General features: G+C 63.3%; 23 protein-coding genes. 3 read left to right on the top strand and 20 right to left on the bottom strand.

The features are described 5' to 3' along the window. The first annotated feature begins 226 nt into the window (after positions 1-226). Both HWX53_RS17605 and dctA read left to right on the top strand, forming a co-directional pair. On the top strand, positions 227-1,192 hold the full coding sequence (locus HWX53_RS17605) for a LysR family transcriptional regulator (protein WP_175943161.1): 966 nt from the start codon (positions 227-229) through the stop codon (positions 1,190-1,192). Next, entirely contained in the window at positions 1,189-2,499 is a 1,311-nt protein-coding gene (gene dctA, locus HWX53_RS17610) for a C4-dicarboxylate transporter DctA (protein WP_175943163.1), read from the top strand. Before HWX53_RS17605 ends, dctA begins: the two co-directional genes overlap by 4 nt. A 14-nt stretch (positions 2,500-2,513) precedes the next feature. Here the strand turns inward: dctA and HWX53_RS17615 are convergent, their stop codons facing one another. The 5 genes from HWX53_RS17615 to HWX53_RS27705 all read right to left on the bottom strand — a co-directional run bounded on the left by HWX53_RS17615 (position 2,514) and on the right by HWX53_RS27705 (position 9,447). Then, the gene (locus tag HWX53_RS17615) at positions 2,514-3,296 is read right to left on the bottom strand and encodes a substrate-binding domain-containing protein (protein WP_175943165.1); all 783 of its coding nucleotides are present in this window, start codon (positions 3,294-3,296) and stop codon (positions 2,514-2,516) included. A gap of 50 nt (positions 3,297-3,346) precedes the next feature. Continuing rightward, on the bottom strand, positions 3,347-4,645 hold the full coding sequence (locus HWX53_RS17620) for an MFS transporter (RefSeq protein WP_175943167.1): 1,299 nt from the start codon (positions 4,643-4,645) through the stop codon (positions 3,347-3,349). Positions 4,646-4,813: 168 nt separating this feature from the next. Beyond that, on the bottom strand, positions 4,814-7,513 hold the full coding sequence (locus HWX53_RS17625; RefSeq protein ID WP_175943168.1) for a CoA-binding protein: 2,700 nt from the start codon (positions 7,511-7,513) through the stop codon (positions 4,814-4,816). A gap of 11 nt (positions 7,514-7,524) precedes the next feature. Continuing rightward, positions 7,525-8,823, bottom strand: coding sequence for an ATP citrate lyase citrate-binding domain-containing protein (locus HWX53_RS17630; RefSeq protein ID WP_175943170.1), 1,299 nt, complete (start codon positions 8,821-8,823; stop codon positions 7,525-7,527). A 459-nt stretch (positions 8,824-9,282) separates the two neighbouring features. Further along, entirely contained in the window at positions 9,283-9,447 is a 165-nt protein-coding gene (locus tag HWX53_RS27705) for a hypothetical protein (RefSeq protein WP_244140168.1), read from the bottom strand. 239 nt (positions 9,448-9,686) lie between these two features. Between HWX53_RS27705 and HWX53_RS17640 the strand changes: the two genes are divergently transcribed. Continuing rightward, complete coding sequence (locus HWX53_RS17640; protein WP_244140169.1) at positions 9,687-10,358, top strand: TetR/AcrR family transcriptional regulator; 672 nt, start codon at positions 9,687-9,689, stop codon at positions 10,356-10,358. A gap of 130 nt (positions 10,359-10,488) precedes the next feature. Here HWX53_RS17640 and HWX53_RS17645 read toward each other — a convergent pair whose 3' ends face one another. The 15 genes from HWX53_RS17645 to HWX53_RS17715 all read right to left on the bottom strand — a co-directional run bounded on the left by HWX53_RS17645 (position 10,489) and on the right by HWX53_RS17715 (position 26,602). Continuing rightward, a complete protein-coding gene (locus HWX53_RS17645) occupies positions 10,489-12,129 on the bottom strand; it encodes an MFS transporter (protein ID WP_175943174.1) in 1,641 nt (546 codons plus the stop codon). Positions 12,130-12,180: 51 nt separating this feature from the next. Beyond that, the gene (locus HWX53_RS17650) at positions 12,181-13,251 is read right to left on the bottom strand and encodes an ABC transporter ATP-binding protein (RefSeq protein ID WP_175943176.1); all 1,071 of its coding nucleotides are present in this window, start codon (positions 13,249-13,251) and stop codon (positions 12,181-12,183) included. Between the two features lie 18 nt (positions 13,252-13,269). Next, entirely contained in the window at positions 13,270-14,061 is a 792-nt protein-coding gene (locus tag HWX53_RS17655) for an ABC transporter permease (protein WP_175943178.1), read from the bottom strand. Further along, complete coding sequence (locus HWX53_RS17660; RefSeq protein ID WP_175943180.1) at positions 14,058-14,996, bottom strand: ABC transporter permease subunit; 939 nt, start codon at positions 14,994-14,996, stop codon at positions 14,058-14,060. Before HWX53_RS17660 ends, HWX53_RS17655 begins: the two co-directional genes overlap by 4 nt. Before the next feature lie 16 nt (positions 14,997-15,012). Further along, complete coding sequence (locus tag HWX53_RS17665; RefSeq protein ID WP_175943182.1) at positions 15,013-16,131, bottom strand: ABC transporter substrate-binding protein; 1,119 nt, start codon at positions 16,129-16,131, stop codon at positions 15,013-15,015. A gap of 525 nt (positions 16,132-16,656) precedes the next feature. After that, positions 16,657-18,198 (bottom strand): amidase, encoded by a 1,542-nt coding sequence (locus HWX53_RS17670; protein WP_175943184.1) that lies wholly within the window; start codon positions 18,196-18,198, stop codon positions 16,657-16,659. Positions 18,199-18,240: 42 nt separating this feature from the next. Further along, positions 18,241-19,005: an SDR family NAD(P)-dependent oxidoreductase gene (locus tag HWX53_RS17675; RefSeq protein ID WP_175943186.1), complete on the bottom strand. Its 765-nt coding sequence runs from the start codon at positions 19,003-19,005 to the stop codon at positions 18,241-18,243. Positions 19,006-19,048: 43 nt separating this feature from the next. Next, the gene (locus HWX53_RS17680) at positions 19,049-19,699 is read right to left on the bottom strand and encodes an ANTAR domain-containing protein (protein WP_175943188.1); all 651 of its coding nucleotides are present in this window, start codon (positions 19,697-19,699) and stop codon (positions 19,049-19,051) included. A gap of 1 nt (position 19,700) precedes the next feature. Beyond that, the gene (locus HWX53_RS17685) at positions 19,701-20,855 is read right to left on the bottom strand and encodes a transporter substrate-binding domain-containing protein (protein ID WP_175943190.1); all 1,155 of its coding nucleotides are present in this window, start codon (positions 20,853-20,855) and stop codon (positions 19,701-19,703) included. Positions 20,856-20,935: 80 nt separating this feature from the next. Further along, a complete protein-coding gene (locus HWX53_RS17690; protein WP_175943192.1) occupies positions 20,936-21,922 on the bottom strand; it encodes an acetamidase/formamidase family protein in 987 nt (328 codons plus the stop codon). A gap of 12 nt (positions 21,923-21,934) precedes the next feature. Then, on the bottom strand, positions 21,935-22,642 hold the full coding sequence (locus HWX53_RS17695) for an ABC transporter ATP-binding protein (protein WP_175943194.1): 708 nt from the start codon (positions 22,640-22,642) through the stop codon (positions 21,935-21,937). After that, positions 22,639-23,349 carry an ABC transporter ATP-binding protein gene (locus HWX53_RS17700; RefSeq protein ID WP_175943196.1) on the bottom strand — a complete coding sequence of 237 codons (711 nt, stop codon included), beginning with the start codon at positions 23,347-23,349 and terminating at the stop codon, positions 22,639-22,641. Before HWX53_RS17700 ends, HWX53_RS17695 begins: the two co-directional genes overlap by 4 nt. Beyond that, positions 23,346-24,425, bottom strand: coding sequence for an ABC transporter permease (locus HWX53_RS17705; protein WP_175943198.1), 1,080 nt, complete (start codon positions 24,423-24,425; stop codon positions 23,346-23,348). The genes HWX53_RS17700 and HWX53_RS17705 overlap by 4 nt, the downstream gene beginning before the upstream one ends. A 9-nt stretch (positions 24,426-24,434) precedes the next feature. Further along, positions 24,435-25,304 (bottom strand): branched-chain amino acid ABC transporter permease, encoded by an 870-nt coding sequence (locus HWX53_RS17710; protein ID WP_175943200.1) that lies wholly within the window; start codon positions 25,302-25,304, stop codon positions 24,435-24,437. A 65-nt stretch (positions 25,305-25,369) separates the two neighbouring features. Next, positions 25,370-26,602 (bottom strand): urea ABC transporter substrate-binding protein, encoded by a 1,233-nt coding sequence (locus HWX53_RS17715; protein ID WP_175943202.1) that lies wholly within the window; start codon positions 26,600-26,602, stop codon positions 25,370-25,372. Between the last annotated feature and the right edge of the window lie 43 nt (positions 26,603-26,645).

Below are 26,645 nucleotides of genomic sequence, written 5' to 3' on the forward strand. Positions count from 1 at the left end.
GAGTGAACCATCGTCGCGGTAAGCGGCCGTTACAGAGGCGAACGAAAGCACCAAAATGCCGTCGATCGCCTCGCCCTCGTGCGCTTAACGACGCGAGCCCGAGAACCCTCAGGAAGTATCCCCCACCCTCGCCCCTTCCGATCCACATCACGTCTCCCGCCGCAGGAATAGACGCGCCCGCTGCGTCATGCACAATATCGGCATCTAAGAACGCGGAGAATGGCCCGTGGGCGTCAACTTCGACCTCAACGACTTGCAGGCATTCAGAGCCGTGGTGGAACTGGGCAGCTTTCGAAAGGCAGCCGAGGCGGTGAACATCTCCCAGCCAGCGCTGAGCCGCCGGATCGACAAGCTGGAGGAAGCGCTCGGCGTGCGTCTCTTCGAACGCACCACGCGCAGCGTGACGCTCACGACTGTCGGCCGGGCATTTGCGCCGAGCGCGGAGCAGTTGCTGGACGATCTCGATGTCGCCCTGCTCGGCATCCGCGATGTCTCGTCGAGCCGATTGGGTCATGTCACCATTGCCTGCGTGCCATCCGTGGCCTACTACTTCCTGCCAAGCGCGGTTGCGAGCTTCCATCGCCGTTTTCCGCGCATCAGGGTGAAATTGTTCGATGCGAGCGCGAACGAGGTGCTCTCCGCCGTTCTCAGCGGCGAGGCTGATTTCGGCGTCAGCTTCATGGGAAGCCAGGAGTCCGAGATCGACTTCAAAGTGCTGTTGCAGGAGCAGTTCGTCGCGGCTTGCCGTCGTGACCACCCGCTCGCGCGCAAGAAACGCGTGACCTGGAACGAGCTCTACGAGCACGACTACGTTTCCGTGGACAAGACGTCGGGCAATCGTCTGTTGCTCGATCAGGCGCTTTCGGCCGTGTCGCCGCGCGCGCCCAGCGTATGCGAAACGCGTCATGTCACGACCATGCTGGGTCTGGTGGAAGCGGGTCTCGGCGTGGCCGCCGTACCGTCGATGGCCATGCCGGGACGCAATCATCACATCCTCACGAGTGTGCCGCTGGTGGACCCTGTCGTGAAGCGACGAGTAGGGATCGTGAGGCGCCGCGGACGCACGCTCACGCCAGCCGCGCAGGAGTTTCATCAAACGATTCTGGATATGAGAGGCGATGCCAGGAGTAGCGGCACATCAACCGACGACGTAGCCCGCAAAGCGCGCCCAAGCAGGAAGCCCGCGTCGTGAGGGTGGCGAGAACGCTCCGTCTGCTCTATGTGCAGGTCGTGCTGGGCATGGTGCTCGGCATGGCGCTCGGGCACTTCTGGCCGCAAGCCGGCTCACATCTCAAGCCTGTCAGCGACGGTTTCGTGGCCCTCGTCAGGATGATGATTACGCCGATCGTCTTCTGCACGATCGTCTCCGGGATCACCTCTGTCGCGAGCGGCAAGGCAATCGGTCGTGTGATCTTCCGGGCGCTGGGACTCTTCTATTTTCTGACTGCGGTGGCCCTCGCGCTGGGACTCTTCACGGCCTTTCTGATGCGGCCCGGCGCGGGCATGCATATCGACGCGCGAAGTCTCGATACGACGATTCTCGCGCAGTATGTGAAGCAGGCGCATCCGGATGGCTTCGTCGCCTTCGCACTGAACGTTATCCCCGATACGATGCTTGGCGCCTTCGAAAAGGGCGAGGTGCTGCCGGTGCTGCTGCTTTCGCTGCTATTCGGCTTCGCGCTGAATCTGCATCCGGCTGCCGGCCGGCCCGTGCTCGCGCTCATCGAGGGCTTCGCCCAGGCGCTGTTTCGCATCCTCGCGATGATCATGCGGCTCGCGCCGCTCGGCGCATTCGGCGCGATGGCTTTCACGGTGGGTCGCTTCGGGATTCATTCGGTCGGCTCCCTCGGCATGTTGATGGTGTCGTTCTACGTGGCGTGCGTGCTGTTCGTCGCGCTCGTCCTCGCTCCGCTCGCGCGCTTGCACGGCTTCGCGCTGTGGCGGCTCTTGCGTTATCTGCGCGAGGAGTTGCTCATCGTTCTGGCGACTTCGTCGACGGAACCGGTGTTGCCGCGCCTGCTCACGAAGCTGGAGATGCTCGGCTGCGACAAGGGCGTCGTCGGACTCGTGCTGCCCGCGGGCTATTCGTTCAATCTCGACGGCACCGCGATCTATCTGACGCTGGCATCGATCTTCATCGCGCAGGCGTGCGACGTGTCGCTCTCGGCGTCGCAGATCGCGATGATGCTCGCGGTCATGCTGCTCACGTCCAAAGGAGCGGCGGGCGTGGCCGGAAGCGGCCTGGTGGCGCTCGTCGCGACGCTGGCCGTGGTGCCGGATCTCCCGTTGGCGGGCGTGGCGCTGCTGGTGGGCATCGACCGCTTCATGTCCGAAGCGCGCGCGCTCACGAGCGTGGTCAGCAACGCGTGCGCGGTGATCTTCGTTTCGATGTGGGATGGCGCCTGCGATCGCGCGCGTCTTGCGCAGATGCTGCGCGCGCCGGCACCGGTAGACGCCGACGGCGCAGAGGACCACGCGAGCAGTACCTCGGGTAGTTGACCGCGCAGGCTAGATCAATGCGCGGCGACGCTGTCGAGCCCGGTCGATTTCACATCGGCCTGCACGCCGGGCGATGCGAGATAGTCGAGGAGCGCCTTCGCTTCCTTCGGATGCTGCGCGCTCACCGGAATGCCGGCGGCAAAACGCGTGACAGACTGCAAAGACTCCGGAATCTTTCCGACGAACGTCGCGCCCTTGACCGGCAGCAACTCGCTCACCTGTTGAAAGCCAATCTCGTAGTCGCCGTTCGCGACGACCGAAGCCACCGGTATGCGCGGAATCATCTTCGCCTTGGGCTTGACCTGATCCTCGATGCCGAGCTTCGTGAACAGTTCCCGCTCGATATACACACCGCTCGCGCTGTCGGAGTAGGCGATCGACTTCGCATGCAGCAGAGTCTGCCGGAGACCTTCCGCCGAGCTGATGTCGGGCTTCGCCGCGCCGTCGCGCACGACCATGCCGATGCGCGAGTCCGCCAGTTCCACGCGCGAACCGGGCACGACCTTGCCCTGCTTGATCAACTCGTCGAGCGCATAACCGACCATGATGACGGCGTCGGCCGGCTCGCCACGTTCGAGGCGGTTGGGAATGGCTTCGGGCGATTTGCCCATCGACGGACCGAGCGCGGTGTCGAGCGTGTTGCCCGTCTCGGACGCGAACCTGGGGCCGAGCACCTTGTATGCCGCGGTGAAGCCACCCGAGCTCATGACGTGCAGGTCGGCGGCCTGTACGCTGGACGCAGCCGCCGAGGCGGCGATGAGCGCCGCCGCGTAGAGTTTCGAAAGCAAATTCTTCATGATCGAAGTCGTGTAGGGTTCGATAGACGCTCGTCGCGACGAGCGTCGCATCAGTGCGCCGGAGTCAGCCTTGCTGCGCGCCGGCGATAGAGCGCGAACGTCGCCAGAAGCGCGCAGCCGGCGGCGAAGCTCATCCAGTATCCGGGTGCCGCCTTGTCGCCGGTCATGTGAATGAGCGCCGTCGAAATCGCGGGCGTGAAGCCGCCGAACACCGCCGTCGCCAGGCTATAAGCAAGCGAGAAGCCCGCCACGCGCACCTCCACCGGCATCACCTCGGTCAGCGCGACGACCATCGCGCCGTTATACATGCCGTACATGAATGAGAGCCAAAGCAGCACGAGCAGCATGTTGATGAAGCTCGGCGCGTGGGCGAGTATCGACAATGCGGGGTATGCGGTCGCGATAGCGAGCAGCGTCATGCCGACGAGCAGCGGCCTGCGGCCGATCTTGTCCGAAAGCGCCCCGCCGATCGGCAGCCACACGAAGTTCGACACGGCTACGCACAAGGTCACGAGCAGACTGTCCGCGGTGCTCAGATGCAGGACGGTCTTGCCGAACGTCGGCGCATACACCGTGATGAGATAGAAGCTCGAGGTCGTCATCGCCACCAGCATCATGCCTGCGATCACGGCGGCCCAGTTCTGCGCCAGCGTTCGGAACACTTCCTTCATGCTCGGGCGATGCTGGCGTGCCTTGAACTCCTGCGTTTCTTCCAGGTTGCGACGCAGCATGAAGATGAACGGCACGATCATGCAGCCGACGAAGAACGGCACGCGCCATCCCCAGCTCGCGATAGCTGCGGTGTCGAGCGACTGGTTGAGCAAGAAGCCAAGCGCCGCGGCAACGACGATCGCGACCTGCTGGCTCGCCGACTGCCAGCTCGTGAAGAAGCCCTTGCGGCCAGGCGTGGCCATCTCGGCGAGATAGACCGACACGCCGCCCAGTTCGGCGCCTGCGGAGAACCCCTGCAGCAAACGTCCGACGAGCACGAGCGCGGGCGCCAGAAGACCGATCGTCGCATAGCCCGGCACGAATGCGATCAGGATGGTGCCGCTCGCCATGATGGAAAGCGTGACGATCAGGCCCTTGCGGCGGCCGACATCGTCGATGTAAGCGCCGAGCACGATCGCGCCCAGCGGACGCATCAGAAAGCCGGCGCCGAAGACGGCGAACGTCATCATCAGCGAAGCGAATTCACTCGATGCCGGAAAGAACACGCCGGCGATTTGCGTCGCGTAGAAGCCGAACAGAAAGAAGTCGAACTGCTCGAGGAAATTGCCGGCCGTTACGCGGAAAACCGCCGCAGCCTTTGAATGTCCCGGCGAAAGGGTCGAAGGTGAGGGATGCATCGATGTGTCTCCTGAAGTCCCGAAATGTGCGGTCTGTCCGCTCTTGTATTTCGGGGATGATGGCCTGCCGCCATCAAAACGATATGTGCAATCTTTTCAACGATTGATGTTCTGCGGTTATCAATCGCCGGAAACGGTCGGCTCGGCCGACCTCCCGGATGTCAGCGCTCAGGCCACGAAACGGCACTGTGAAGCGGGCGTGCGCGTGTCCATGTTGCGGCCGCGGTTCAGGTGATCGTCGATTTCCGCGGCGCAACCGAGCATGCGCGGATACAGAAAAATCGTGAACGCGGCGGTTTCGAGATCCGCCTCGCTGAACGCGCCGCGCTTGAGCGGCTGCCACAGCATTTTCAGCAGCAGCGCGGCGATCACGGCATCGACATTCACGCAGTAGACATTGCGCGAGACGCCCGCGTCGAACAAGGCCTGCACCAGCGCGCGGTAGTACGCATGAAACGCGTTGTACTCGCCTCGCGCCTCGTACAGTTCCGCGATGAACACCTCGCGCGGATCGTGATTCACCGGCTTGTCCTTGAAAACCGGGTGATTGACGCCCGGCAGCTTGGCGATGTCGAGGCTGCCGGCCTGCTTCTGGCTCGCCTTGTATCGCGCGTAATGCTCGACGGAGCGGCGCGCGAGCGCTTCGAGATCGACGCGGTGATGCGGGTCCGCGGGATCGTCCAGGGCGCTGTCGCGAAACGCATCGGTGAGAAAGGCGATGCCCTCGTAGCCGTTGCCGCCGTGCGTATAGCCGGTGTGCGTCAGAAAACCGGTCAGCGCCTTGTTCAATTGCACGCGTTCGGGCGATTCGGGGCCATCGGCGGATACCGCGCCCTTCGCGCCTTGCGCCGAGATCGCGCCCGGTCCGTTCGTGAGCAGCAATCCGGTCAGCGTCCTGAAGGCGAACAGGTCGTCGGCGGACGGTTCGAGGCCGAGCAACGCCGCAAACGCAATTTCCGTCAGCGAGCGCTCGCCGAGCAGCGTCTCGGTGGAGAGGTCGCAGAAGCTGTCCGGACGATGGCGCGACGCGTCCGCCGACGCGCCGATCAGCGTGCCGAAAAGCGTCGTCCACCATGGCAGGCTCTCCGCCGTCAGACGCGAGATGCGCTTGCGCATGAGCGGGCCCCAGGCGAGTGTCGTCGTGATGGCCGCGAGCACGGCGTCCGCGCGCGGATGGCCCGGGCCGCCGGCAAGCCATCGCACGAACACGGAACTCACGCCACGGGCGGCGAGGCCGGCGAGCATGGCTTCGGCCTTCGGATCGGGCTCGTCGGAGAACAGCGTCGCGCTGCCTTCGGTGTCGATCGCGTCGATGTCGAAGTCGTCGTCGAACGCGTCGACGAGCTTTGCCGCGGCGAAGCGGTCGATCATCAGCCTGGCCGCCTCGCGCGCCGCTCGCTGGCGATTCGGCCCGACGATCGCGGCGGCGGCGGCGAGCACCGCGTTGGGCGCATTGCCGGCCTCCCGCGCCGCCTGCGCGGCCGACAGTTCAGGCGTGCCGTACAGGTTCACCGCTGCGCCGACCGCGACGTTCATCAGTTTTTCGTCGTTCGCGCCGCCGAACTCGTGCAACAGCGCGAGGCAGACGTTCGCTTCGAAGGAATGCTTCGCCGCTTCGAGCATCGATACGCCGTGCAGGCTGCTCACCTGAGTCTTCGCATCCATCTGCGAGGCGCCCGAGGCATCCTTCAATGGCTGGCGCGGAGCAATAGCGCCGATCTGGTCGTTCACGCGCGCGACCTGTTCGTCATACGGCGCGACGGCTTTCACGACCGCGAGCGCGAGATCGTCGGGCAATTCGAGCCCCTGATCGGAGCCGAACCACGGCTTGAGCGCGAGACTGCCTTCGGGCTCGAAGTCGGGCAATGTGGCGTTCGCCCGCATCACCGCCGTGAGCGCGGCGGGAATATGCGCGATGTTCGTCACCACCGCGCCCTTCGCCGAGCAGCATGGATCGTCGGGCGTGAAAAGCCGTTCGACGCCGAATTTCTCCTTGAACCAGCGTTCCTTCGCGAGCGCATCGTCGGCGCCGCCCGCCATCGCGCCAGCATGTCCCACCGCGCGCGTCAGACGGCTTTTCCAGCGGCCCACCACGCACGCGACCACGGGTTTCGTGAAGTTCGCGTCGGCTTCGTAGTAACCGCCGGGCTCGCAGTACAACACGGCAGCCTTGCTGCGGGCGTCGTTTGCAAGCGCGAAGGCGAATTCGGGCGCGGCATAGTGGATGTAGACGTCCTTGCCGCTGGAGATGACCGTCGAGGTGCCCCAGCCGCTCATGCGCAGGTACTGCGCAATCGTGGTGCTGAAGCCGCCGGAATTCGAGAAGATCGCGATGGATCCCTGGCGCAAGGTCGCGCCAGGATCGTCGCCACCGAGCGCGCCGCCGATGCGCACGCGTTGCCAGGAGTCCGCCACGCCCAACCCATTTGCGCCGAAGATGTCGATGCCCGCCTGCTGCCCCATCGCGCGGATCTCACGGGCATCGTGCACGGCGATCTTCTCCGTGATGATGAAGATCTTGCGCAGATCGGGATTCACGCGAATCAGTTCGGCCACGCCGTCGCGCGCGGCCGAAGGCGGCAGATAGACCACACCGCAGTTGAAGCGATGTCCGGCTTCCAGCCCTTCTCGCACGTTGTTGAAGACCGGAATGTCGCCCGCGGGCGTCGCGAGCACTTGTCCGCCTTTGCCGGGCGCCGTACCGAAGACGACATTTCCGCGCGAGAAAGCGTGGCTCACCGGCGTCACGTCCGATGATTCGCCACCGAGAATATTGAGCACGCAGACGCGGTCTTCGCGCGTCGCGATATCCGCCAGCGACTGAATGCCGACGAAGTATTTGAAATGACTAATGCCTTGCTTGTGCATGTCCGATCTCCTCAAGCCGATGCCGTATGCGATTGCGCGTCGCGCGCGCCGATGCGCGCCGCCACTTGCGCGCGTCCGCCCGATTGCATCCATGTGTCGGCACGGCGCGCGTACTGGATCACTTCGCTGATGTCCGAATCGAAGCCAAAAAGGCGATACGGCAGGCCGAGCGAATCGCAGGTGTCGCGCAGCGCGGACATGCCGCGCACGAGGTTGGGACCGCCGCGTCCGAGCACGACATAGAGCGGCGTCGGTCCGTGCTCGCTGAAGTGCTCGCGCAGCGCATCGGCCATCGCGCGCAGGGTTTCGAAGATGTCGGTGTTGTTGGACTTGCCGCCGATGATGAACAGCACATTCGACTGCTTCAGCCAGTGTCGGAAGCAGATGCGCGCCACTTCCTTCATCTTCTCGTACGGAGGATTGCCGCCGAAGTCCGACGAGATGATCGCCGCATCGCCGAGCATTTCCGTGACGAGCGAATTCGCGCCGCCGCCGAACGTGGGCGCGAGGATCGTGCCCTTGTCGTTGATCACGTAGACATCGCTTTGCCCCTGGTGCGTGCGCAACTGATTGATCTCCTGTTCGAAATCCGAGTAGTCGGCGGCGAACAGATGCGGTGGCAGGCCGAGCCGCGAGAAGCGTGGATCGTCGCGATCGAATCCGCACTTGAAGTCGCATGCGACGGGCGTGAGACGTCCCTTCTTGTCCTCGCGCATGCGGATAGGGTTGAGTTCGAGCGTCGTCATGCCGAAGTCGTGGAACAGCTCCCAGAGCTTCGGCAACTGCTGCACGAGCGGCGAGATGATCTCGCGCGGCGCGCCGATCTCGCTCAGCGCATTCGCGACGACGAACGCCTTCAATCCGGTCAGCGCATCGAACGGCACCATCGCGACGTGCTTCGGGTCGACTTCCTCGATGTCCATGCCGCCCATGTGCGAAAGCGTCATCGTCGGCGCGCGAAAACGCGTGGAATCGGTGATCGAGAAATAGACTTCGTGCTTGGCCGGCACGCCCGCTTCGAACGTCACGCCGTTTGCCTTGGCTTTCACATGACCGACGGCGTGTTCGGCGAAGTACAGTCGTTCCTTTTCGGCGAGCGCCGTCTTCAGATCCGTTGCGCGGCCGAGCAGGCCCGCCTTGCCCTTCTTGCCCACGCCACCCTTGAACACCGGCTTGATGAATATCTGGCCGTGACGGTCGATGAGCGACTTGATCTCTTCTTCGCTGGCGCCCGGGCCGAGCACTTCGCTCGACGGAAAGCCGACGAATTGCAACAGGCGCGAGCCGTGCAACATTCCGGTGATCTGCATGTGACGTGTCTCCTGAATTGACCTATGACGGATGAAGCGGATACGGAAGGTCCATCGACTCGCTGCGGCAGGCGCGAGATGCACCGCTGCCGCTGGATGCGCTCGAAAGCGGCGGCAGGACTGAAGTAGCGAGATGGGTTGCGCGAGTTGTGCGTCGATGACTGTTGACGGCAGCCGCGAACGGGCTGCACTGGGATGCAGCGAAACGCTAATCTGCGCTTCGTGCCTGTCTCCGACGCGTTCTCTTTTATGAACGTCTTGAGATCAGATACTTGCGCAAGAAGGTCGAAACAAAAAGTGCAATTTTCTGAAGCATTGATGTTTGGACGTTATCAGTGCGAAGAAGCGGCGTGGAAAGTCAATGCGACGACTCGAGTCAACGTCGAGTCGCGTCACAAGGTCGGCCCCGCATGCACTTGCCGGCGCATAAAGTCCAGCGAAGCCGGGTTCTCCAGTTACTCACTTCAGCGATGCCGCAGCCGTCGACTGTGCGTATTCCTCGGGCAGCGAACTGGACCTCAACACGTTGTCCGGCAGATGCTGCGCGTCATCCTTCGATACGGCCCCTACGAACTTCCAGCCTGACGGCATCTTCACGAACGTGAAACCCGTCGGTTGATCCACGAACACTGAATAAACAGGGCTCGCCGGTGAGGCAACAGGCGCAGCACTGCTTGCGAAAGCTGTGATAGGCGCAGCAATAACGAGCGCGGCAGACAAAGCGGCAATAGACGTTCTCATGGAAAGCTCCAAAGATTCGGTTTATGTAACGATCGACACATATATTAAATGACGATCGCCCGATAAGGTCCAGAATTCTTGTGACGCTCAACATATAATTGTGAATTGCATGCACGTCATCAATGCCGCCGCGTGCAACGGGACCGGGAGACAGTATGACGCTAGACAGGCAGCGCCCCATGGAAGAGCCCCAAAGATCGCGTGGCCGGCCGCGCGCTTTCGATCGCGATGCGGCGCTCAGGCTGGCAATGGAGGTGTTCTGGGCCAAAGGCTTCGACACCTGCTCGATGTCCGACCTCGTCAATGCCATGGGCATCAATTCGCCAAGCATCTACGCCGCCTTCGGCAGCAAGCAGGAGCTGTATCGCGAGGCGCTTGCCCTCTACGCGCGCGAGGAAGGCGGCGCAGCGGTTCGGCAGTTGCGCGCGCATGAATCTGTGCGGGACGCGCTTCGCGCCATGTTCCGCGCGAGCGTCGTACTGTTCACGAGCGGTCAGGCCCCACGTGGCTGCATGATCTTTCTCGGTGGCATGTCGGTTGGTATCGAGCACGCCGAACTACGCGACGAATTGCGCGCGGAACGCCGCAACGTGGCGCGTGCGATTGCCGCGCGGCTCAAACAGGCGCGCGAGGAAGGCGAACTCGATGCCAACGCCAACGTTCAAGCGATCGCCGCGCTATGCATGACGCTGATGGGAGGCTTGTCGATAGAGGCTCAGGACGGCGTGCGCCGCGCGTCGCTGTTCGCCGCGATCGATGAATTCATCGCCGCCTTGCCGGTCGCCTCGGCATAGCGATAGGGGTGTGTCATCGGCTAGCGATGATCTGCTTGCGCGCTGAACTCAAACCGTCCCGGCCATCAACCTCACCCGAAGCATGCTGATAACCCGCTGAAAGCGGACGTCGATGGCGACGCGAAGTCCATCACTTGCGCGGCTGAATCGTCGCCGCCGCAATTCCCGCTCCGGCGAACGCGCACGCGGCCGCGACCACCGCGACAGCGCGCAGTGCATCAGCGATAGCGTCGGCGTCTGCCCGTGCGACCGGTAGCGCATGTCCATCGCCCGCCGCTGTCGAAGACTCAATACCCGGCTGCAACGACGTCGCAGTCGCGCGTGCATTCTGCGGCACGTGCAACGCATCGAGCCGCGCCGACAACGCCGCATGGTGCGACCAGACGAAGACAATGCCGAGCACGGCAATCGCCAGCAGGCTAGCCACGCGCGCAACGGCGTTGTTGATGCCCGACGCGATGCCCGCGCGGTCGGCCGGCACCGAATTCATGACGGTCGTGGTCAACGGCGCGACGGTGATCGTCATCCCGAGGCCGAGAACGGCCAGCGCAGGGAAGAATCCGCTCCAATAGCTGCCGCCCGCAAACGGCAGCGCCAGCAGTGCGAAACCGATTCCGGCGACGCTTGGCCCCACTGTCAACAGCAAGCGCGAGCCGAAGCGGCTCGTCAGGCCGCCGGTCAATCGCGATAGCAAACCGATGATGATGGGCGCCGGAAGCAGCGCCGCACCGGCTTGCGTCGCCGTGTAGCCATGTGCGCGAATCAGCGTGAAGGGCAGGAAGAAAAATACGCCACCGAGGCCGAAGTAAAGCAGCAGTGTCACGAGATTGGCGCCTGCGAAATCTCGCGAGCGAAAGACGTCGAGCGGCATCATCGGGTGACGGCTTTTCGCCTCGATCCGCAAGAATGCGGCGAGCACGACGAGACCGGCGCCGAGTGCGGACAGTACGAACGGATCGGCGAACCCATGCGCGGCGGCGTCGGTCAGGCCGTATGTGAGCGCGGCAAGTCCTGCTGCCGCGCACAGCGCGCCGGGCCAGTCGACTTGTCGAGGCTCATCGAGCTTGTGGCTATCGGGCACCGACGAGACGGCGAGCGCGATCGTCACCGCTGCAAGCGGCACGTTGAGAAAGAAAATCGCTCGCCACGACAATGCATCGACGAGCCAGCCGCCTGCTACCGGCCCCACCGCCGATGTAATCGCGCCCACGCCGGCCCAGGTGCCGATTGCACGCCCGCGGGCTTCGCCTTCGAATACCGCGCCTATGATCGCGAGACTGCTCGGCACGAGCAATGCGGCGCCGATGCCCTGAAACGCGCGAGCCGCGATCAGCGCATGGACGCTCGGCGCAAATCCGCAAGCCGCCGACGCGAGCGTGAACAGCGCGATGCCCGCAATGAAGATCGTGCGGCGGCCGAAGTGATCGCCCATCGACCCGCCGACCAGCACGAGCGAGCCGAGAAAAAGCAGATACGCATTCACCACCCACTGCACCGCCTGGACCGTCGCGCGGAAGTCGCTTTGAATGGCGGGCAGCGCGACATTGACGACCGAGCCGTCGATGAACGCCATGCTCGACCCGAGAATCGTCGCGGCGAGCGCGAGACGCGCGCGACGGCACGGACGGTCCACGCTCGTTGGCTGCGAGCGAATGAAAAGCGCGTCGCACGGGCTTGCCTGCGCAGGCACGGCGCACGGCTTCTTCGGCTCCGTGTCGAGCAATTTCCGGTCGACCAAGTTGCCCCCGCTCTCATCGATGATGAGTAGCATAACAATGCAAGGCGCCGATCGCATCCATGAAGCGCTTGCTGTCGCGCCGAGCTAGCGCGGGTTCTCGTCCAGCACGAGAAGGTTGTCATGCGAAAAGCCGAGCGCAACCGGCTGCCCGTATTCCGGCAGGGTCCGGTTCGGATCGTTGAACACATCGATTGAAACGACCGCGTCGCTCACGCGCGCGCGAATGCGCACCACGGCGCCGAGAAAGCTGATCTGCTCGACGGTGGCCGCGAGCGAATTGCGACCGTTCGACGGCGGCTCCAGCACGATCGCTTCGGGACGCAGCGCCAGCAATCGCTCCTTGCCGGCATCATCCGGCGGCAGGGAGCGCGACGTCACGAGTTCCTGACCATCGACCGCGATGCGCCCGGTGCCGGGATCGATCACGCGTCCCGCCAGAATATTCAGCGTTCCCACGAACGAGGCCACAAAGCGCGTGCGCGGGAAGTTGTAGATGTCGAGCGGCGAACCCACCTGCTCCACGCGTCCGTCGTTCATCACGACGATACGGTCGGAGATCGACAACGCCTCTTCCTGGTCATGCGTGACAAAGATCGATGTGATGCCGAGTTCACGCTGCAGCGCCCGAATGTCTTCGCGCAGCGACACGCGGATTTTCGCATCGAGCGCGGACAGCGGTTCGTCGAGCAGCAGCACCTGCGGTTTGCTCGCCAGCGCGCGAGCCAGCGCCACGCGCTGTTGCTGTCCGCCTGACAGTTGCCACGGATACCGCCCGGCGAGTTGCGGCAGCTTGATGAGTTCGAGCATCTCGGCGACGCGCGCATCGATCTCCTTTTGCGAACGCTTCGCAACCTTCAACGCGAAGCCGATGTTCTGCGCCACCGTCATGTTCGGAAAGAGCGCATACGCCTGAAACACCATGCCCACGGCGCGATCGCGCGTGCGCATATGCGTGACGTCGCGTCCGTTCAGACGGATGGTGCCGCGCGTGGGCGTCTCGAATCCGGCGATCATGCGCAGCACCGTCGTCTTGCCGCAGCCCGAGGGACCGAGAAACGTGATGAATTCGCCCTGCTCGATCGTCATGTCGAACCGATGCAGGGCCACGTTCGGCCCGAAGGTTTTGTGAAGATCGTCGATTTCGAGAAATGGCATGCTTGCGGCCTCGTCGGCTCAGGTTTTACGGCCGGCCAGTGCGCGCGCCGATCCGAACACCTGGATCAGGCCCATCGATGCCCATGTGACGATGAACGCGATAATCGCCAGCGCCGACGGTTCGTATGCGCGGTTCGCGCCGATCAATTGCAGATAAGGTCCGAACGCAGGACGGTCGAGCAGGCTCGCGATCGTGAATTCGCCGATCACGACGGCGAACGTCAGAAACGCGCCGGACAGAATCCCCGAGCGCACGTTGGGGAAGATCACGCGGAAGAGGATCGTCGTCCAGCCCGCGCCGAGACATTCGGCGGCCTCGGTCAGCGAGCGAACGTCCACGGCGCGCATGCCCGCATCTACGGCGCGATACATGTAGGGCAAAGACAGCGTGACGTAGCCGAAGACGAGCAGCAGATCGGTCGCGCGCTCGTTGCTGGTGAGCGGCAGGATCGAACTGCTGTTATAGATGCGCAGATAGCCGAAGACGATCACGATGGCCGGTATCACGAGCGGCAGCAAGGTGATGAATTCGACGACGGGCCGCAACTTCGGCAGACGCAGTTGCACCCAATACGCGGTGGGCACGACGAGCAGCACGCCGATCACGATGGTGAGCAAGCCCATCAGCACCGAATAGCCGAACGAAGCCTGAAAATGCGGATCGCCGAGCACGACTCGATAGGCGTCGAAGCTGTAGCCATCGCGGCGCATCCGCAGGCTGAACTCGAAGGTGGCGGCGAGCGGAATGAGAAAGTACAGGGTGCCGACGATCATCGCGATCCAGGCGCCCGCGCGCGATTGCGTCTTCATCGGCGCCCTCTTTCGGCTCTCGCGCGCAACCAGATGTAGCCGCCGTTCGACAAGCCCGTGACCACGATCATGCCCAGCGCGAGCGCATAACCGAGGTTCTGGTTATGCAGCACGTCGCCGCGAATCTGCGCGTACAGCAGGATCGGCACGATGTTGAGCGAGCTGCCTGTCAGCGCGTAGGCCGTGGCCACTGCGCCGAACGCGTTGGCAAAGAGCAGCAGCGCCGCGCCGAGCAGGCTCGGCCACAGGACCGGCAAACCGACGTACCGCCAATACTGCGCGGCCGTGCCGCCGAGACAGTCGCATGCTTCGCGCCACTCGCGTTTGAGACCGTCCAGCGCGGGCGTGATGATGAGGACCATCAACGGAATCTGGAAGTACAGGTAGGTGATGGTCAGCCCGAAGAAGCTGAGGATGCTGAAGCCCGTGGAATAGAGATTGATGCCGAGGTATTTGCGCGCGAGCACCGTCACGAGACCCACGCGTCCCAAGGTGCAAATGAATGCGAAGGCGAGCGGCACGCCCGCGAAGTTCGAGGCGACTCCCGAAAACGTCATGAGCGTCGGACGGATCCACGCCGGTAGGCGGCCATGCACCGCGGCCCAGGCGAGCAACGCGCCGAAGAGCGTCCCGCCGGCGGACGATGCCACGCTCACTTTCACGCTGATCCAGTAGGCATCGAGCACGGCGGGCTGGGACAGTTCGCGAAGATTCGCCAGCGTGAAGTGTCCCTGCGCATCCTGGAAGGCGCCGATCATCAGAAAAGCGGTGGGCAGCAGTAGAAACAGCAGCGCGAACGCAAAGAATGGCGCGACGCCGGCATAGCTGAGCCAGCCGGCGCCACGGCTTGCGCGGGCGGGGCCGGACTGCGGCGCGGGCGCGGCCGGCGTCAGCAGATCCGAGCCCGAAGCGCCTGGCTGCGGAGATGCGCTCATTGCAGCGAACTCGCGACTACTTCACGTTCGCGCCGACGACGTGATCCCAACCCTTGGTGACGGCGTCTTTCGTCGCGTTTTGCTGGTCGAGCGTCGGGAACACGGCATTGCTGTAAGCCGATGCCGGCGGCAGCTTCGCGAGCAGCGCCTGCGGCACCTTCTTCTGCGCGACCAGTTCGTTATAGCGCATGGGATGGCAGTATCCGGCGAGCCAGCCGAGTTGCCCTTCGTCGGAGTAAAGGAATTCCATCCACAGTTTCGCCGCGTTCGGGTGCGGTGCATAAGCGCTGATCGCTTGCACATACACGCCTGCGACGACGCCCGTCTTCGGCACGATCACCTGCACTTTGGGATTGCCCTTGAGCGTGTCGCGATCGGCAAGCGCGTTGTAATCCCAGCGCACGATGATCGGCGTCGTGCCCTGCGCAAGCGACGCGGCCTTGCCGATCACCGGCACGAAGTTGCCGCTCTTGTTCAGATCGGCGAAGAACTTCAGGCCCGCCTGGTCGGCCTTGGAGCCGTCACCCTTCGTCTGCGAAACGCCCGCTGCATAGACGGCCTGAATCGCCTGATTCGCCGAACGCGGGTCGCCTGCGAGCGAGACGGCGTTGCGATAGTCGGATTTAAGCAGATCGCCCCAATCGGAGGGCGGCTTGTCGATCATGTCCGCGTTGACTTCGAACGCGAGCACGCCGTAGTAGTCGCCATACCAGTAGCCTTCCGCATCCTTCGACGCAGCGGGGATCGAGTCCCACGTCGACACCTTGTAAGGCTGCAACAAGCCTTCTTTTTTCGCGGACGGGCCGAACGACAGCCCGACATCGATCACATCGGGCGCTTGCGGACCCTTGTTGCCTTTGTTCGCCTTGATTGCTTCGATCTCGTCACCCGAACCTGCATCCGGGTTGAGCTCGTTGACGTGAATGCCGTACTTCTTCTGGAACGCGTCGATCAGCGCGCCGTATCCGCACCAGTCGTGGGGCAACGCGATCGTGGTCAATTGCCCTTCCTGCTTCGCGGCGGTGACGAGCGCCTCGGATGGCGCGGCCGATACGGCGCCGCTGCCGCCCGCCCCGAGCGCCGTTGCCGTGGAGATCGAAAGAAGACGGCCCGCCCAGCTACGCTTCATCGTCATCGATGTTCCCGAAAGGAAGGTGGTGCGTTGAAGAGATCGTCCGATTGCTGGTGCAGGCTAGTTTCAAATACGCGAATTTGCAAGCCGCCAAAAAAGTACGACTGCGCTTATGGCGGATGGCGGCTGAATAGCGGCGTTAGCGCGATTTCATTGCTGCTTTCACGAGCGAGCATCCCTTATGTGGCAGAAAGTCCGTCATCAGCGCATACGGGCGCTTCTGTCGATGTGGGCCGTGTTTCGAACGCGAGGATCATGGCGGAGCCAGCAACTGCTCGGCGCATCGCAGGTGGTTGTCGAGGAACGCGGACAGTCCGAGCCGCAGGTTGCTGATGAGTCGCGCATGCCGGTCATCGCGGCGTCACGAGGCGCGCATAGTCCAGAAACGATCGGGCAGGAAGCGCCGGCTGATCGCAGCGCTTCCATCGACGAGCGAGAGGCACGCGCAGCAGCGTACGGTGTTGTCGATCGCATGGAAGCTCGTGGATAGGCGATCAGAACCGGCAGCCCGCGTGCGAGCAAGGAGCTTCAGCCGAGCACTGGCGCCTTCCGCCTGCCCGCGCCTTGCTCATAGGCGTAGGCGAGGCCCAGCAGCGCTGCCTCGTCCCACTGGCGACCCACAAAGATAAGCCCGAACGGCGAGCCCGACTCGTAGTAACCGGCGGGAACCGCGATGCCTGGCACGCCCGCGATGTTGATCTCCCCCACCGTCGTCTCCTGAATGGTGTCCTTTCCGTGCAAGGGCGGAAGCTCGCATCTCATCTGCGGAAAGACGAGGGCATCGAGCCTCTGCTCGTCGAACACGCGCTCGAAGATGCGCAGATAACGCGCCTTCAGTTCGATGAATTCAGGCATCTCCGGCGGTTGCGATGGATTCGCCAGCGCGGCCTTGAAATCCGCCAGGCTGTGCATGAAGTTCAACACGCCGTCCGGCGAGAAAGCGTCTTCGTCCTTCGTGGCCTCCGCGAACTGCGCAAAGCTCTTGATCGAAGCATGCTTGCCCAGGCGCTCCAGATATTTCTCGACGTCGTAGGGGATGGATTCGAGACCGCGCGCATCGAAATTGCGCAGCGGCGGAGTCGTCCTGCGCAGTTCGGCAAAGCCCGACCCCTGAAAAGGATCGTCGATCAGCGTCGCGCCGAGCGATACGAGCTCGCCCTGCACGCGCTCGTACAGCGCCGCGGCCTCGTCGGAAAGCGGCTGATCGCGCCAGCCGGGACCGTACAGACCGATGCGCTTGCCCTGCAGCGCGTCACGGTTCAACGCCGACGCATAGCCGCCTTCCGGCTGCCGGCCGACGCCGGCGAGCGTCTTCGGGTCTTCGCTCGTGTAACCGGCGATCACGTCGAGACACAGCGCCGCATCTTTCACGTTGCGCGCGATCGGCCCGACCACGTCGCGATTGCCCGACAAGGGCATCACGCCCGCGTTCGGCACCAGCCCGATGGTCGGCTTGATGCCGACGAGGTCCTGCGCGGATGCAGGGTTCTGGATGGATCCACCGGTCTCCTCGGCGAGTCCAAGCACCGCCATGCCCGACGCCACCGCCGACGCCGTTCCCGCGCTGCTGCCGCCCGGCACGCGGTCGGGCATCGCGACGTTGATCGTCGGGCCTGCCCAACTGTCGTTGGCATGCGATCCGGTATGACTCAGAATCGGGACGTTCGTCTTGCCGAGCAGAACCGCGCCCGCGCGGCGCATGCGCGCGACAACCGGCGCATCGCGCTCGGGCATCAGGTCGATGCCGCCGGTCTTGCTGTAGAACTTCGACCATCCCGCAGTGGTCGGAAAGCCGACCATGTCCATCGGGTCCTTGATGACGACCGGCACGCCAGCGAGCGGCCCCAATGCTTCACCGGCGGCGCGCCGCTCGTCGATCCTGCGCGCGTCGTCGATCGCGGCGGGATTCAGGAAGATCAGCGCGTTATACCTGTCGTTATGACGTTCGATCCAGTCGAAGCAGGCGCGCGCCAGTTCTTCCGCCGTGAACCGGCCGGTCCTGAATCCGTCCTGCACGGCATCCACCGTGAGGGTCGCGAGATCGACGTCGATTGCGCTGCGTTTTTCCATTCGATGCTCCCGTTGATTTGATCCGTTGATTTGATCCCTTGATCAGAGCTGGACGCCACGCGTGAGCGCGCCGTCGACGACGATGTTCGCGCCGCTCACGAAGCTCGCAGCCGGACTGGCGACGAACGCCACCGCATTGGCGATTTCCTGCGGCCTCGCCATGCGGCCGGTCGGATTCAACGCCAACGCGCGTTCGAACAACGCCGGATCGTTGTGCTCGATCCAGTCCCAAACGCCGCCTTCGAAGTACACGTTGCCCGGCGAAACCGTGTTTGCGCGAATGCCCTTCGAGGCCAATTGATTCGCGAGCCCCTGCGTGTAATGCACGATCGCGGCCTTGAAGACGCCATAAGGCCCGGCCGCGAAGTCGATCTCGCGTGCCGACACGCTCGATATGGCAACGATCGACGCCGCCGTGCTCGCGGTGAGATAAGGCATGGCGGCATCGACGAGATTCACCGTGCCGAGCAGATCGGTTTCGAATTCCTTGCGCCATGACTCGATGTCGTTGCCGATGGCAAGCGCGCTCACATTCGCCACGACAATATCCAGCCCGCCCCACTCCGCGCCGACACGTTCGACCCACGCCTTGAGCGCCGCGCCATCGGAGACATCGACGGCCGCACCCGACGCCCGCGCGCCGCTCAGTTCGGATAGCGCGCTCGCCGTCGCTGCGACGCTCGCCTCGTCGCGCGCGCAAATCGCCACATCGGCGCCCTCGGTAGCCAGCGTCCGCGCGATCGCGAGACCAATGCCCTTGGTCCCGCCGGTCACGATCGCTTTCAAGCCCTTCAGTTGCAGGTCCATGTTCGCCGCTCCTTAAGTGTCGATGAATGGGCGGCGCGACGCGTCACTCCGTGTCGCGCCCGTCGTCCGAATTCAGCCCGCGTGCGATCTGCAAGACTTCGCCTGCCTGAATGACGGAATGACAGATATCGTCGATCGTCACGCGCTTCTCCATTGCCTGCGCGCGCAGCATGTCGTAGGCCTCGCGCTCGCTCACGTGATGCATGGTCATCAGGATGCTCTTGGCTTCCTGCAAGTGCCGGCTGTCGAGCAGCTTCTGTTCGAGCCTCGCGATGCGCTGCGTGTGTTGACGGGCGCGCCTCGCGTGATAGAGCGCCATCACCACCGTGGACAGCAGCCCAGAGGCGCGAATCGGCGTGGTGACGATGCCGTCCGATCCCATCTTGATCGCCTGATCGATGAACGTCGGGTTCTCGTACGCCACCACGCAGATGACGGGCGGCGCATCCGGGCCGCACCACTCGCCCTTCGGCGCGCGCTCTTCGGGCAGCAACGCCCGGAACACGAGATCCGTCTTTTCCGGCAGCGTGTCGGTGGGCGGCCAGCATCGCTCGACCTGAAAGCCCATGCGCCGGAGATGATTCGTGAGCGTCAGTCCGTCGTCGTCGTCCGGATGAAAAACGACGACCCGTGCATTGCGCTCGAGAATCGAACCCGTGAGGCTTCGCTGACCTCTGTCTGTTCGCGCGCTCACGTCAGTACTCTCGCGTGCTCAGCTTCGTGACCCAGTCCCCGAGCTTCTGGCGCGTCATGTACGGGTCGGGACCGACGGCGAACTTCGACTCGCGCAGAATGGTGAACTGGCCATCGGCGTTCACGCGGCCGATGCGCGGATAGAGCGCCATGTGATGATTCACGGGATCGATGCGCACCCGGCCCTGCGGCGCCGCGTATTCCGATCCGAGCAGATGCGGCATGATGACGCCGATCTCGTCGGAACCGGAACGTGCGTAGGCTTCGGCGAACATGTGCATTTGATAGTACGCGGCCTCCCAGTTCATGTCCGTCGGGGTGTCCGAACCGTAGCGCGACTGGTGATGCGCGACGGCGCGGTGATTCTCTTCGGTATCGACGCTCTGAAAATAAGGCGCTGCCGTGATGTGCCCTGCCGCGATGCCGCGCTGCATCGCGTGGATCTCGGTCTCCGACGTATTCAGGCTGCCGATGGGCATGCGCGACGGATCGAAGTCGGCGTGCGCGTAGGCATCGTAGAGATACGGCACCGTTGCGCCGATGACCGTGCTGAAAATCCAGTCCGGAGACTTGCGCCGGATGTCCGCGACCACTTGTTCGAACTGCTCGCGCGTGGCGTCGAGCGACAAATAGCGTTCGCCGAGGATCGCGCCTTCGGGATGCTGAAGCAGCAGCTCCTGCATGGTGCGGTTGCATTCGTACGGATAGACGTAGCTGGAACCGACGAAGTACACGCGCGCGCCGAAGGTCTCCGTCATGAAGTCCGCCAGTTGCACGCCGTTCTGATTAGGCGACGCGCCGCTGTAGATGATGTTGTCCGAATACTCGAAGCCCTCGTACATCTGCGCGTAGATGAGAAGCCGGTTGTGCTTCTCGACGACGGGCAGCATCGCCTTGCGGCTCGTCGACGTGTATCCGCCGAAGATCGTATTGACGCCGTCCTTCACGATCAGCCGCTCGGCAAGCTCGCGGAACATGGCCGGATCGGACGCGGGGTCGTAGTGAATCGCGACGAGCTCGCGCCCGCCGATGCCGCCGCGCGCATTGATCTCCTCGACGGCGAGGCGCGCCCCGCGCCATTGCGACTGCTCGAGCAGAGCGGTCGAGCCGCTCGTCGAGCACAGCAGACCCACTCTGATGGGATCGGACAAAGCCATTTCGTGACACGCTCTCGAATGCGCGGAGAGAGGACGCCCCGCGCGTGATGCCGACTGCCTTGGACGCGCCAACTGGCGCGTTACTTGAGGTAATGCTTGGCGACCATCGCGCCAACCGTGTATTTTGGATCGACAAAATTGCCCAGTCGAACCTTGCCGACCTGGCTCAGCATCATGTACGCGTCCCACTTGTCGAAGCCGTATTCCGCGGCCATCCACAGCACCAGTTCGCGGTAGGCAATGCGCGTCGCGTCTTCCAGCGGCCGCGCGCTGCCGATGCTCATGAGCGCGTCTTCGTTCTCGAGCCGCGGCCAGTCGATCTGCCACTTCTTGATGAGATCGACGCGCACGGTCGTCGTGCTCTGATATTCGACCGCCGTGCCGCACACTTCGCCATCGCCCTGACAGGCGTGCGCATCGCCGATGAAGAGCCGCCCGCCCGGCGAGCGCACCGGCAAGTACGTGATGCTGCCCGGTCCCATGTCGGGCACGTCCATGTTGCCGCCGTGGTTGTCGGGCGTGAGCGAATTGATGGAGTCGATCTCCGGCGAAAGACTCAGCGTCCCGATATGCGGCTTGTACGGCAGCGTATTGCGCTTGCTCCAGTACACGTTTTCTTCGTCGATCCTGATCTTGCGCACCACTTCCGGCAGCGGCTCATTCAAGAGCGCCGTGTAGTCCGTGCCCGTCAGTCCGCCGAAGTTGGGAATCATGCAGCAGAAGCCGTGCGGATCGTCACCGCGCGGCGCCATCTTCTCGATGTACACGGCGACCACATCGCCCTTCTCCGCGCCCTCGATCATGATCGGGCCGTTTTGCGGATTGAGGAACGGCACCTTCAGCACCTCGGACGGCTTGTCGGTCTCCTCTTTGATCTTGCCTTCGAACGCATCGCGCGTCTCCACCACCACGCGATCGCCGGGCTTCACATGCAACACCGGTTGCGAGTACGGCCCGATCGTGTAGTGATAGGTCTTCTGCATTTCCTCGGTCAGATGGTGCTCCACCGGTTCGCGATCCGCGCCGACGCCACGCTTCATCATGATCGAATCTTCAAGCCATTTCATGTTTCGTCTCCGTCACAGTGCCAGATACTGGCGAATCAGTTGTTCGTCCGCGAGTTGCGCCGGGCTCAGCGTCTCGACGATACGGCCCTTGTCCATCACGCAGCAGCGCGTCGCGATGCGTTCGACCATTCCCATGTCCTGCTCGACCAGCACCACGCCGATCCCTGTTTCATGCGCGATTTGCTGAAGCGTTTCGCCGATCAGATCGACAATGGATGGCTGGATGCCCTCGGACGGCTCATCGAGCAATACCACTTTGGGCGAACTGATCAGCGCACGCGCGATCGCAAGCTGCTGCTGTTCGCCGCCGCTCATGGTTCCCGCTTTCTGCTGATACCGCTTTTTCAGAATCGGAAAGTAGCCGACGACCGTGTCCTTCATTCGCGCCGCCTGCGCGCGATTGGCCTGCGCGCCGACCTGCAGGTTCTCCGCAACGGTCAACGCGCCGAAGATCTCGCGGCCTTGCGGCACGTAGCCCATGCCCTTCTGCGCGCGAACATAGGGCTTCTCGTGGCCGATCGCTTCGCCATCCAGTTCGATCGTTCCCCCATCGAGGCCGATCAGACCGATCAACGCGCGCATCAGCGTCGTCTTGCCGACACCGTTGCGGCCGATCAGCGCCAGCACTTCGCCCCGTCCGACGCCGAACGACACGCCATTGAGCACGCGGCCGCCGCCATATCCCGCTTCCACACCCGACACCTGGAGCAACGCACTCATTTCTTTTTCCCCAGATAGACTTCCGCGACATCGTCGCGGGCGAGAATCTCGTCGAGCGGACCATCGGCGAGCAGGCTTCCTCCGTGGAGCACCGTCACGCGCGACGCGATCTGCTTGACGAAGGTCATGTCGTGTTCGACGACCATCATCGTGAGGCCGGCCGCCGAGAGACGCTTGATGAGCTCGCCGGTCGCATGCGTTTCCTCGACGGACATGCCCGCAACCGGTTCATCGAGAAAGAGCAGCTTCGGACGCAGCGAGACCGCCATGGCGATTTCGAGCCATTGCTTCTTGCCGTGCGACAGATTGCGAGCGAGCACATGCTCCTCGTCTTGCAGCATGAAGCGCTGCAACAGTTCGTCGAGGCTTTCGGGCCGGTCGTCCTTTGCGCGATGCAGCGACAACTGCAGATGCTGGCGCACGCTCAGATCCGGGAACACGCCGGGAATCTGGAACTTGATGCTCATGCCCATCCGAATACGTTCGTGCGGCAGCACATGGCTCATGTCCTGGCCGAGAAACATCACACTGCCCTCGGACGGCCGGTGCTCGCCGGTGATGAGCTTGAAGAACGTGCTCTTGCCCGCGCCGTTGGGGCCGATCACGCAGCGGATCTCGCCTGCATCGATACTGAAGTCGATGCCGTTGATGACATGCGCGCCGCCAAAATGCTTCTTGAGTCCGCGCGTTTCCAAGAGCGTGGTCATGACTTGCCCTCCTCCCGTTTGAGACAGGCGCCGCCCAGACGCGCATCCTGATCCGCGCGGCGCCGAAGACGTCGCAAATGCCGTGTCACGAACGGCAGCAGACCTTCCGGCGCCGCCAGCACGACGATCAAAAGAATCGCGCCGAGCAGGATGAGCGCGTACTGGCTGCCGTACACCGCGAGGTTCTGCGAAAGGCACACCAGCAACGCGGTGCCGAGAACGGTTCCGCCGATGCTCTTCCTGCCCGACGTCGCCACCCAGATGACGGGCATGGCCGCGGAGGTGAGGCCCATGGTCGAAGGCGTGATGTAAGAGCCCCAGATCGTGTACAGCGCGCCCGACAAGCCGCCGAGCGTGCACCCGAGAACGAAGACCAGAAGCTGATGCCGGCGGATGTCGACGCCCAGCATCTCGGCGCGCTGCGGATTCTCGCGAATGGCGATGAGCGTGAGCCCGAACGTGCCGTCGAGCAGCCTGCGCATCCCGGCATAGACCACGATCAACAGGATCAGCACGAGGTAGTAGAAGCTCGCGTTTTCCAGCGTCAGCGGACCGCCAGGCCAGGGGATCGTGAGCGGCGGCATGCCGCCCATGCCGTTGTAGCCGTTCAGACGCGCTTCGCCGATCGCCCATTGCGGACCTGCCGTCTGCGACATGAATGTTTCGAGCACGAGCGTCACCGACAACGTGACGATACCGATGAACACGCCCTTGATACGGCCGTAGAAGATCATGTAGCCGATCAGCGCCGCCACGACGACGCTCACGGCCAGTCCAGCGACGAGACCCAACCACGAATCGAACCAGGCATCGCCGTAGTTCAGCGTGAAGATGCCGTAGCTGTAGCCCGCCAATCCGAAGAAGGCCGTCTGCCCGAACGACAGGATGCCGCCATAACCCCACATCGCGGCGAGACCGACCGCGCCGAAGGCCCACAACAGGCAGTATGCGAGATTGCCGCTCGTGGTGGCGTCCACGACGAGCGGCAGCGCGAGCCCCACCAGCCACGGCACGTATTGGACCGCGCGCGTGGCGCGGGCCGGGGACAGCCGCGAAGGCTCTTTCGTTTGCTTCACGGTTGCCTCCTAGCGCGCGCGGGAAAAGAGATTGCCGAGACCTTGCGGCATCAGTCGGATCACCACGATGACCGTCACCAGCAAGCCGATCTGTCCGAACAACTGACCATACGAGGCCGTGAGCGCGGTCTGAATCACGGCGAGCACGGCGGCAGCGGGCGTCGTGCCGGCAATCACGTTCGCGCCGCCGACCACCACCGACACGAAGGCCTGCACGATGAAGTTGCTGCCCATGGTCGGCACCGCGGTCATGGTCGGCGCATAGAGCGCGCCGGTCAGCCCGGCGAGCCCCGCGCCGAGCGCGAAAGTCAGCGTGTAGAGCCGGTCCGTGCGCAGGCCGAGACATTGCGCGATGTTCGCGTTCTGAATCGTGGCGCGGGCGCAGACGCCGTAGTTCGTCTTGAAGAACAGCACATACAGCCCGAACAGGATGGCGAGCGCGATGCCCGGCAACAGCGCGCGATACGTCGAAAACGAATAGTCGCCGAGCGAGAACGACCCGAACGGCGTGCCGATGCCTTCTATCGAAGGACCGGCGACGAGCAGCATCGTCTGTTGCACGATGAGACTGATGGCCCACGTCGCGACAACGGAATCGAATAAGCGGTCGTACAGGTGACGAATGACGAGCCGTTCGATCACGACGCCCGCGAGCGCCGCCGCGAGCGCGCCCAGCAGCATGGCGAGAGGAAGCGGCAACCCGCGCTTGGCCGCGATGATCGTCACGTACGCGCCGCACATGATGAACTCTCCGTGCGCGAGATTGATCACGCCCATCATGCCGAAGATCACCGCGAGACCGAGCGCCGCGAGCACCAGATAGGCGAAGCTGTCGCCGAACTGATAGATAAGCGAGTAGAGAACCGAAAAGGTGGCCATGCATGCTCCACGTTCAGGAGGCGGACGCGCGTTCGCTATGTTCCGCGAGCGCGCGCCGGCCCGGATCAGGACTTCTTGGGCAGGTTAGACGGCGTGTACTGGCGATGATCCGGCTTGTTAGGCAGATCGCAGCCCACCTTGCCGAGCCAGTACGGCTGGACGTCGTTCCAGACCTTCGGGATATCGACCGAGTGATCGTCCTTCACATGCACGAGGTAAATGGTGTGGCTCGCGTGATGGCTCTTCGGGTCGATACAGACCTTGCCTTGCGCGCCTTCCGTGCAGATTCCGGTTTCGAGCGCCTTGCGCACCGCATCCTGATTCGTCGTCTTGGCCTTTTCAGCGGCCGCCTTATAAAGATAGATGGCGTCGTACGCGTTCGCCGCTTCCTGATTGATGTACGGCTCGTTCGGGAACTTCGCGTGGAAGCGCTTCTTGAAGTCGTTGCTGGCGGGCGAATCGACTTCTTCCACGTAGTTCGCGGTCACGTACATGTCCTTGAGCGCGGGCGGTTTAAAGCGCTTGTGTTCATACGCCTGACCGACGTTCACCGAACTCGCCATCGGCAGATTCAGATGGGCCGAAGCCTGCTGCTCGTAGTACGAGGCCTGATTCGCGCCGACCAGCAAGGTCACGACGAAGTCGGGCTTGGCCTTCTGGATGTTCTGGATCGTCTGGCCGAACTGCGATACGGACAGCGGAATGAATTCTTCGCCGACCATCGTGCCGCCGTTCTCCTTGACGATGTTGCGCACCCATTCGGCGGAGATCTGCCCGAAGTTGTAGTCGGCTGCGATGGTGTACACCTTCTTGCCGTACTTCTGCATCATCCACGGAATCAGTGTGGAGAATTGCTGTTCGGGGACCGCGCCCGTGACGAACGTGTTGGTATCGCACACGCCGCCTTCGTACTGATTGTCGTACCAGTAAAGCTGATGCGCGCGATCCATGATGGGCCGTATGGCCTCGCGCGATGCGCTGGAGAAGGCGCCGAAAATCACATCCGGCTTGTCGGTCTGCACGAGACGCCGTGCGAGTTCCTGGAACTTGGTGTTGTCCGACTGAGTGTCGTAGGCGATCAGTGAAACCGGACGTCCGAGGATGCCGCCCTTGGCGTTGATTTCATCGACAGCGAGCTGCGTGGCGTGAATCTTCGGGATCGTCGCCAGTGCGAAGTTTCCCGAGGCATCTTCCAGCAGGCCGATCTTCACGGGATCGGCGGCACTCGATGCGAGCGATGTCAGTGCAAGTCCTGCGGTAAGGGCGAGACGCAACCAGCCCGACGGCTTCAGCAACATGCGGATTCTCCAGAAGTGTGCGCAGATACAGGGGAAAAATGCG

This window comes from Caballeronia sp. BCC1704, assembly GCF_902833455.1.
GTDB lineage: Bacteria > Pseudomonadota > Gammaproteobacteria > Burkholderiales > Burkholderiaceae > Caballeronia.

Excerpts from the sequence above, each read along its gene's own strand:
- HWX53_RS17620 (WP_175943167.1), bottom strand. The coding sequence starts at position 4,645 with ATGCATCCCTCACCTTCGACCCTTTCGCCGGGACATTCAAAGGCTGCG.
- HWX53_RS17690 (WP_175943192.1), bottom strand. The coding sequence starts at position 21,922 with ATGAAATGGCTTGAAGATTCGATCATGATGAAGCGTGGCGTCGGCGCG.
- HWX53_RS17710 (WP_175943200.1), bottom strand. The coding sequence starts at position 25,304 with ATGGCCACCTTTTCGGTTCTCTACTCGCTTATCTATCAGTTCGGCGAC.
- HWX53_RS17625 (WP_175943168.1), bottom strand. The coding sequence starts at position 7,513 with ATGCACAAGCAAGGCATTAGTCATTTCAAATACTTCGTCGGCATTCAG.
- HWX53_RS17675 (WP_175943186.1), bottom strand. The coding sequence starts at position 19,005 with ATGGACCTGCAACTGAAGGGCTTGAAAGCGATCGTGACCGGCGGGACC.
- HWX53_RS17650 (WP_175943176.1), bottom strand. The coding sequence starts at position 13,251 with ATGCCATTTCTCGAAATCGACGATCTTCACAAAACCTTCGGGCCGAAC.
- HWX53_RS17715 (WP_175943202.1), bottom strand. The coding sequence starts at position 26,602 with ATGTTGCTGAAGCCGTCGGGCTGGTTGCGTCTCGCCCTTACCGCAGGA.
- HWX53_RS17630 (WP_175943170.1), bottom strand. The coding sequence starts at position 8,823 with ATGCAGATCACCGGAATGTTGCACGGCTCGCGCCTGTTGCAATTCGTC.
- HWX53_RS17700 (WP_175943196.1), bottom strand. The coding sequence starts at position 23,349 with ATGACCACGCTCTTGGAAACGCGCGGACTCAAGAAGCATTTTGGCGGC.
- HWX53_RS17655 (WP_175943178.1), bottom strand. The coding sequence starts at position 14,061 with ATGAAGACGCAATCGCGCGCGGGCGCCTGGATCGCGATGATCGTCGGC.
- HWX53_RS17615 (WP_175943165.1), bottom strand. The coding sequence starts at position 3,296 with ATGAAGAATTTGCTTTCGAAACTCTACGCGGCGGCGCTCATCGCCGCC.
- HWX53_RS17695 (WP_175943194.1), bottom strand. The coding sequence starts at position 22,642 with ATGAGTGCGTTGCTCCAGGTGTCGGGTGTGGAAGCGGGATATGGCGGC.
- HWX53_RS17645 (WP_175943174.1), bottom strand. The coding sequence starts at position 12,129 with ATGCTACTCATCATCGATGAGAGCGGGGGCAACTTGGTCGACCGGAAA.
- HWX53_RS17665 (WP_175943182.1), bottom strand. The coding sequence starts at position 16,131 with ATGACGATGAAGCGTAGCTGGGCGGGCCGTCTTCTTTCGATCTCCACG.
- HWX53_RS17670 (WP_175943184.1), bottom strand. The coding sequence starts at position 18,198 with ATGGAAAAACGCAGCGCAATCGACGTCGATCTCGCGACCCTCACGGTG.
- HWX53_RS17660 (WP_175943180.1), bottom strand. The coding sequence starts at position 14,996 with ATGAGCGCATCTCCGCAGCCAGGCGCTTCGGGCTCGGATCTGCTGACG.
- HWX53_RS17685 (WP_175943190.1), bottom strand. The coding sequence starts at position 20,855 with ATGGCTTTGTCCGATCCCATCAGAGTGGGTCTGCTGTGCTCGACGAGC.
- HWX53_RS17640 (WP_244140169.1), top strand. The coding sequence starts at position 9,687 with ATGCCGCCGCGTGCAACGGGACCGGGAGACAGTATGACGCTAGACAGG.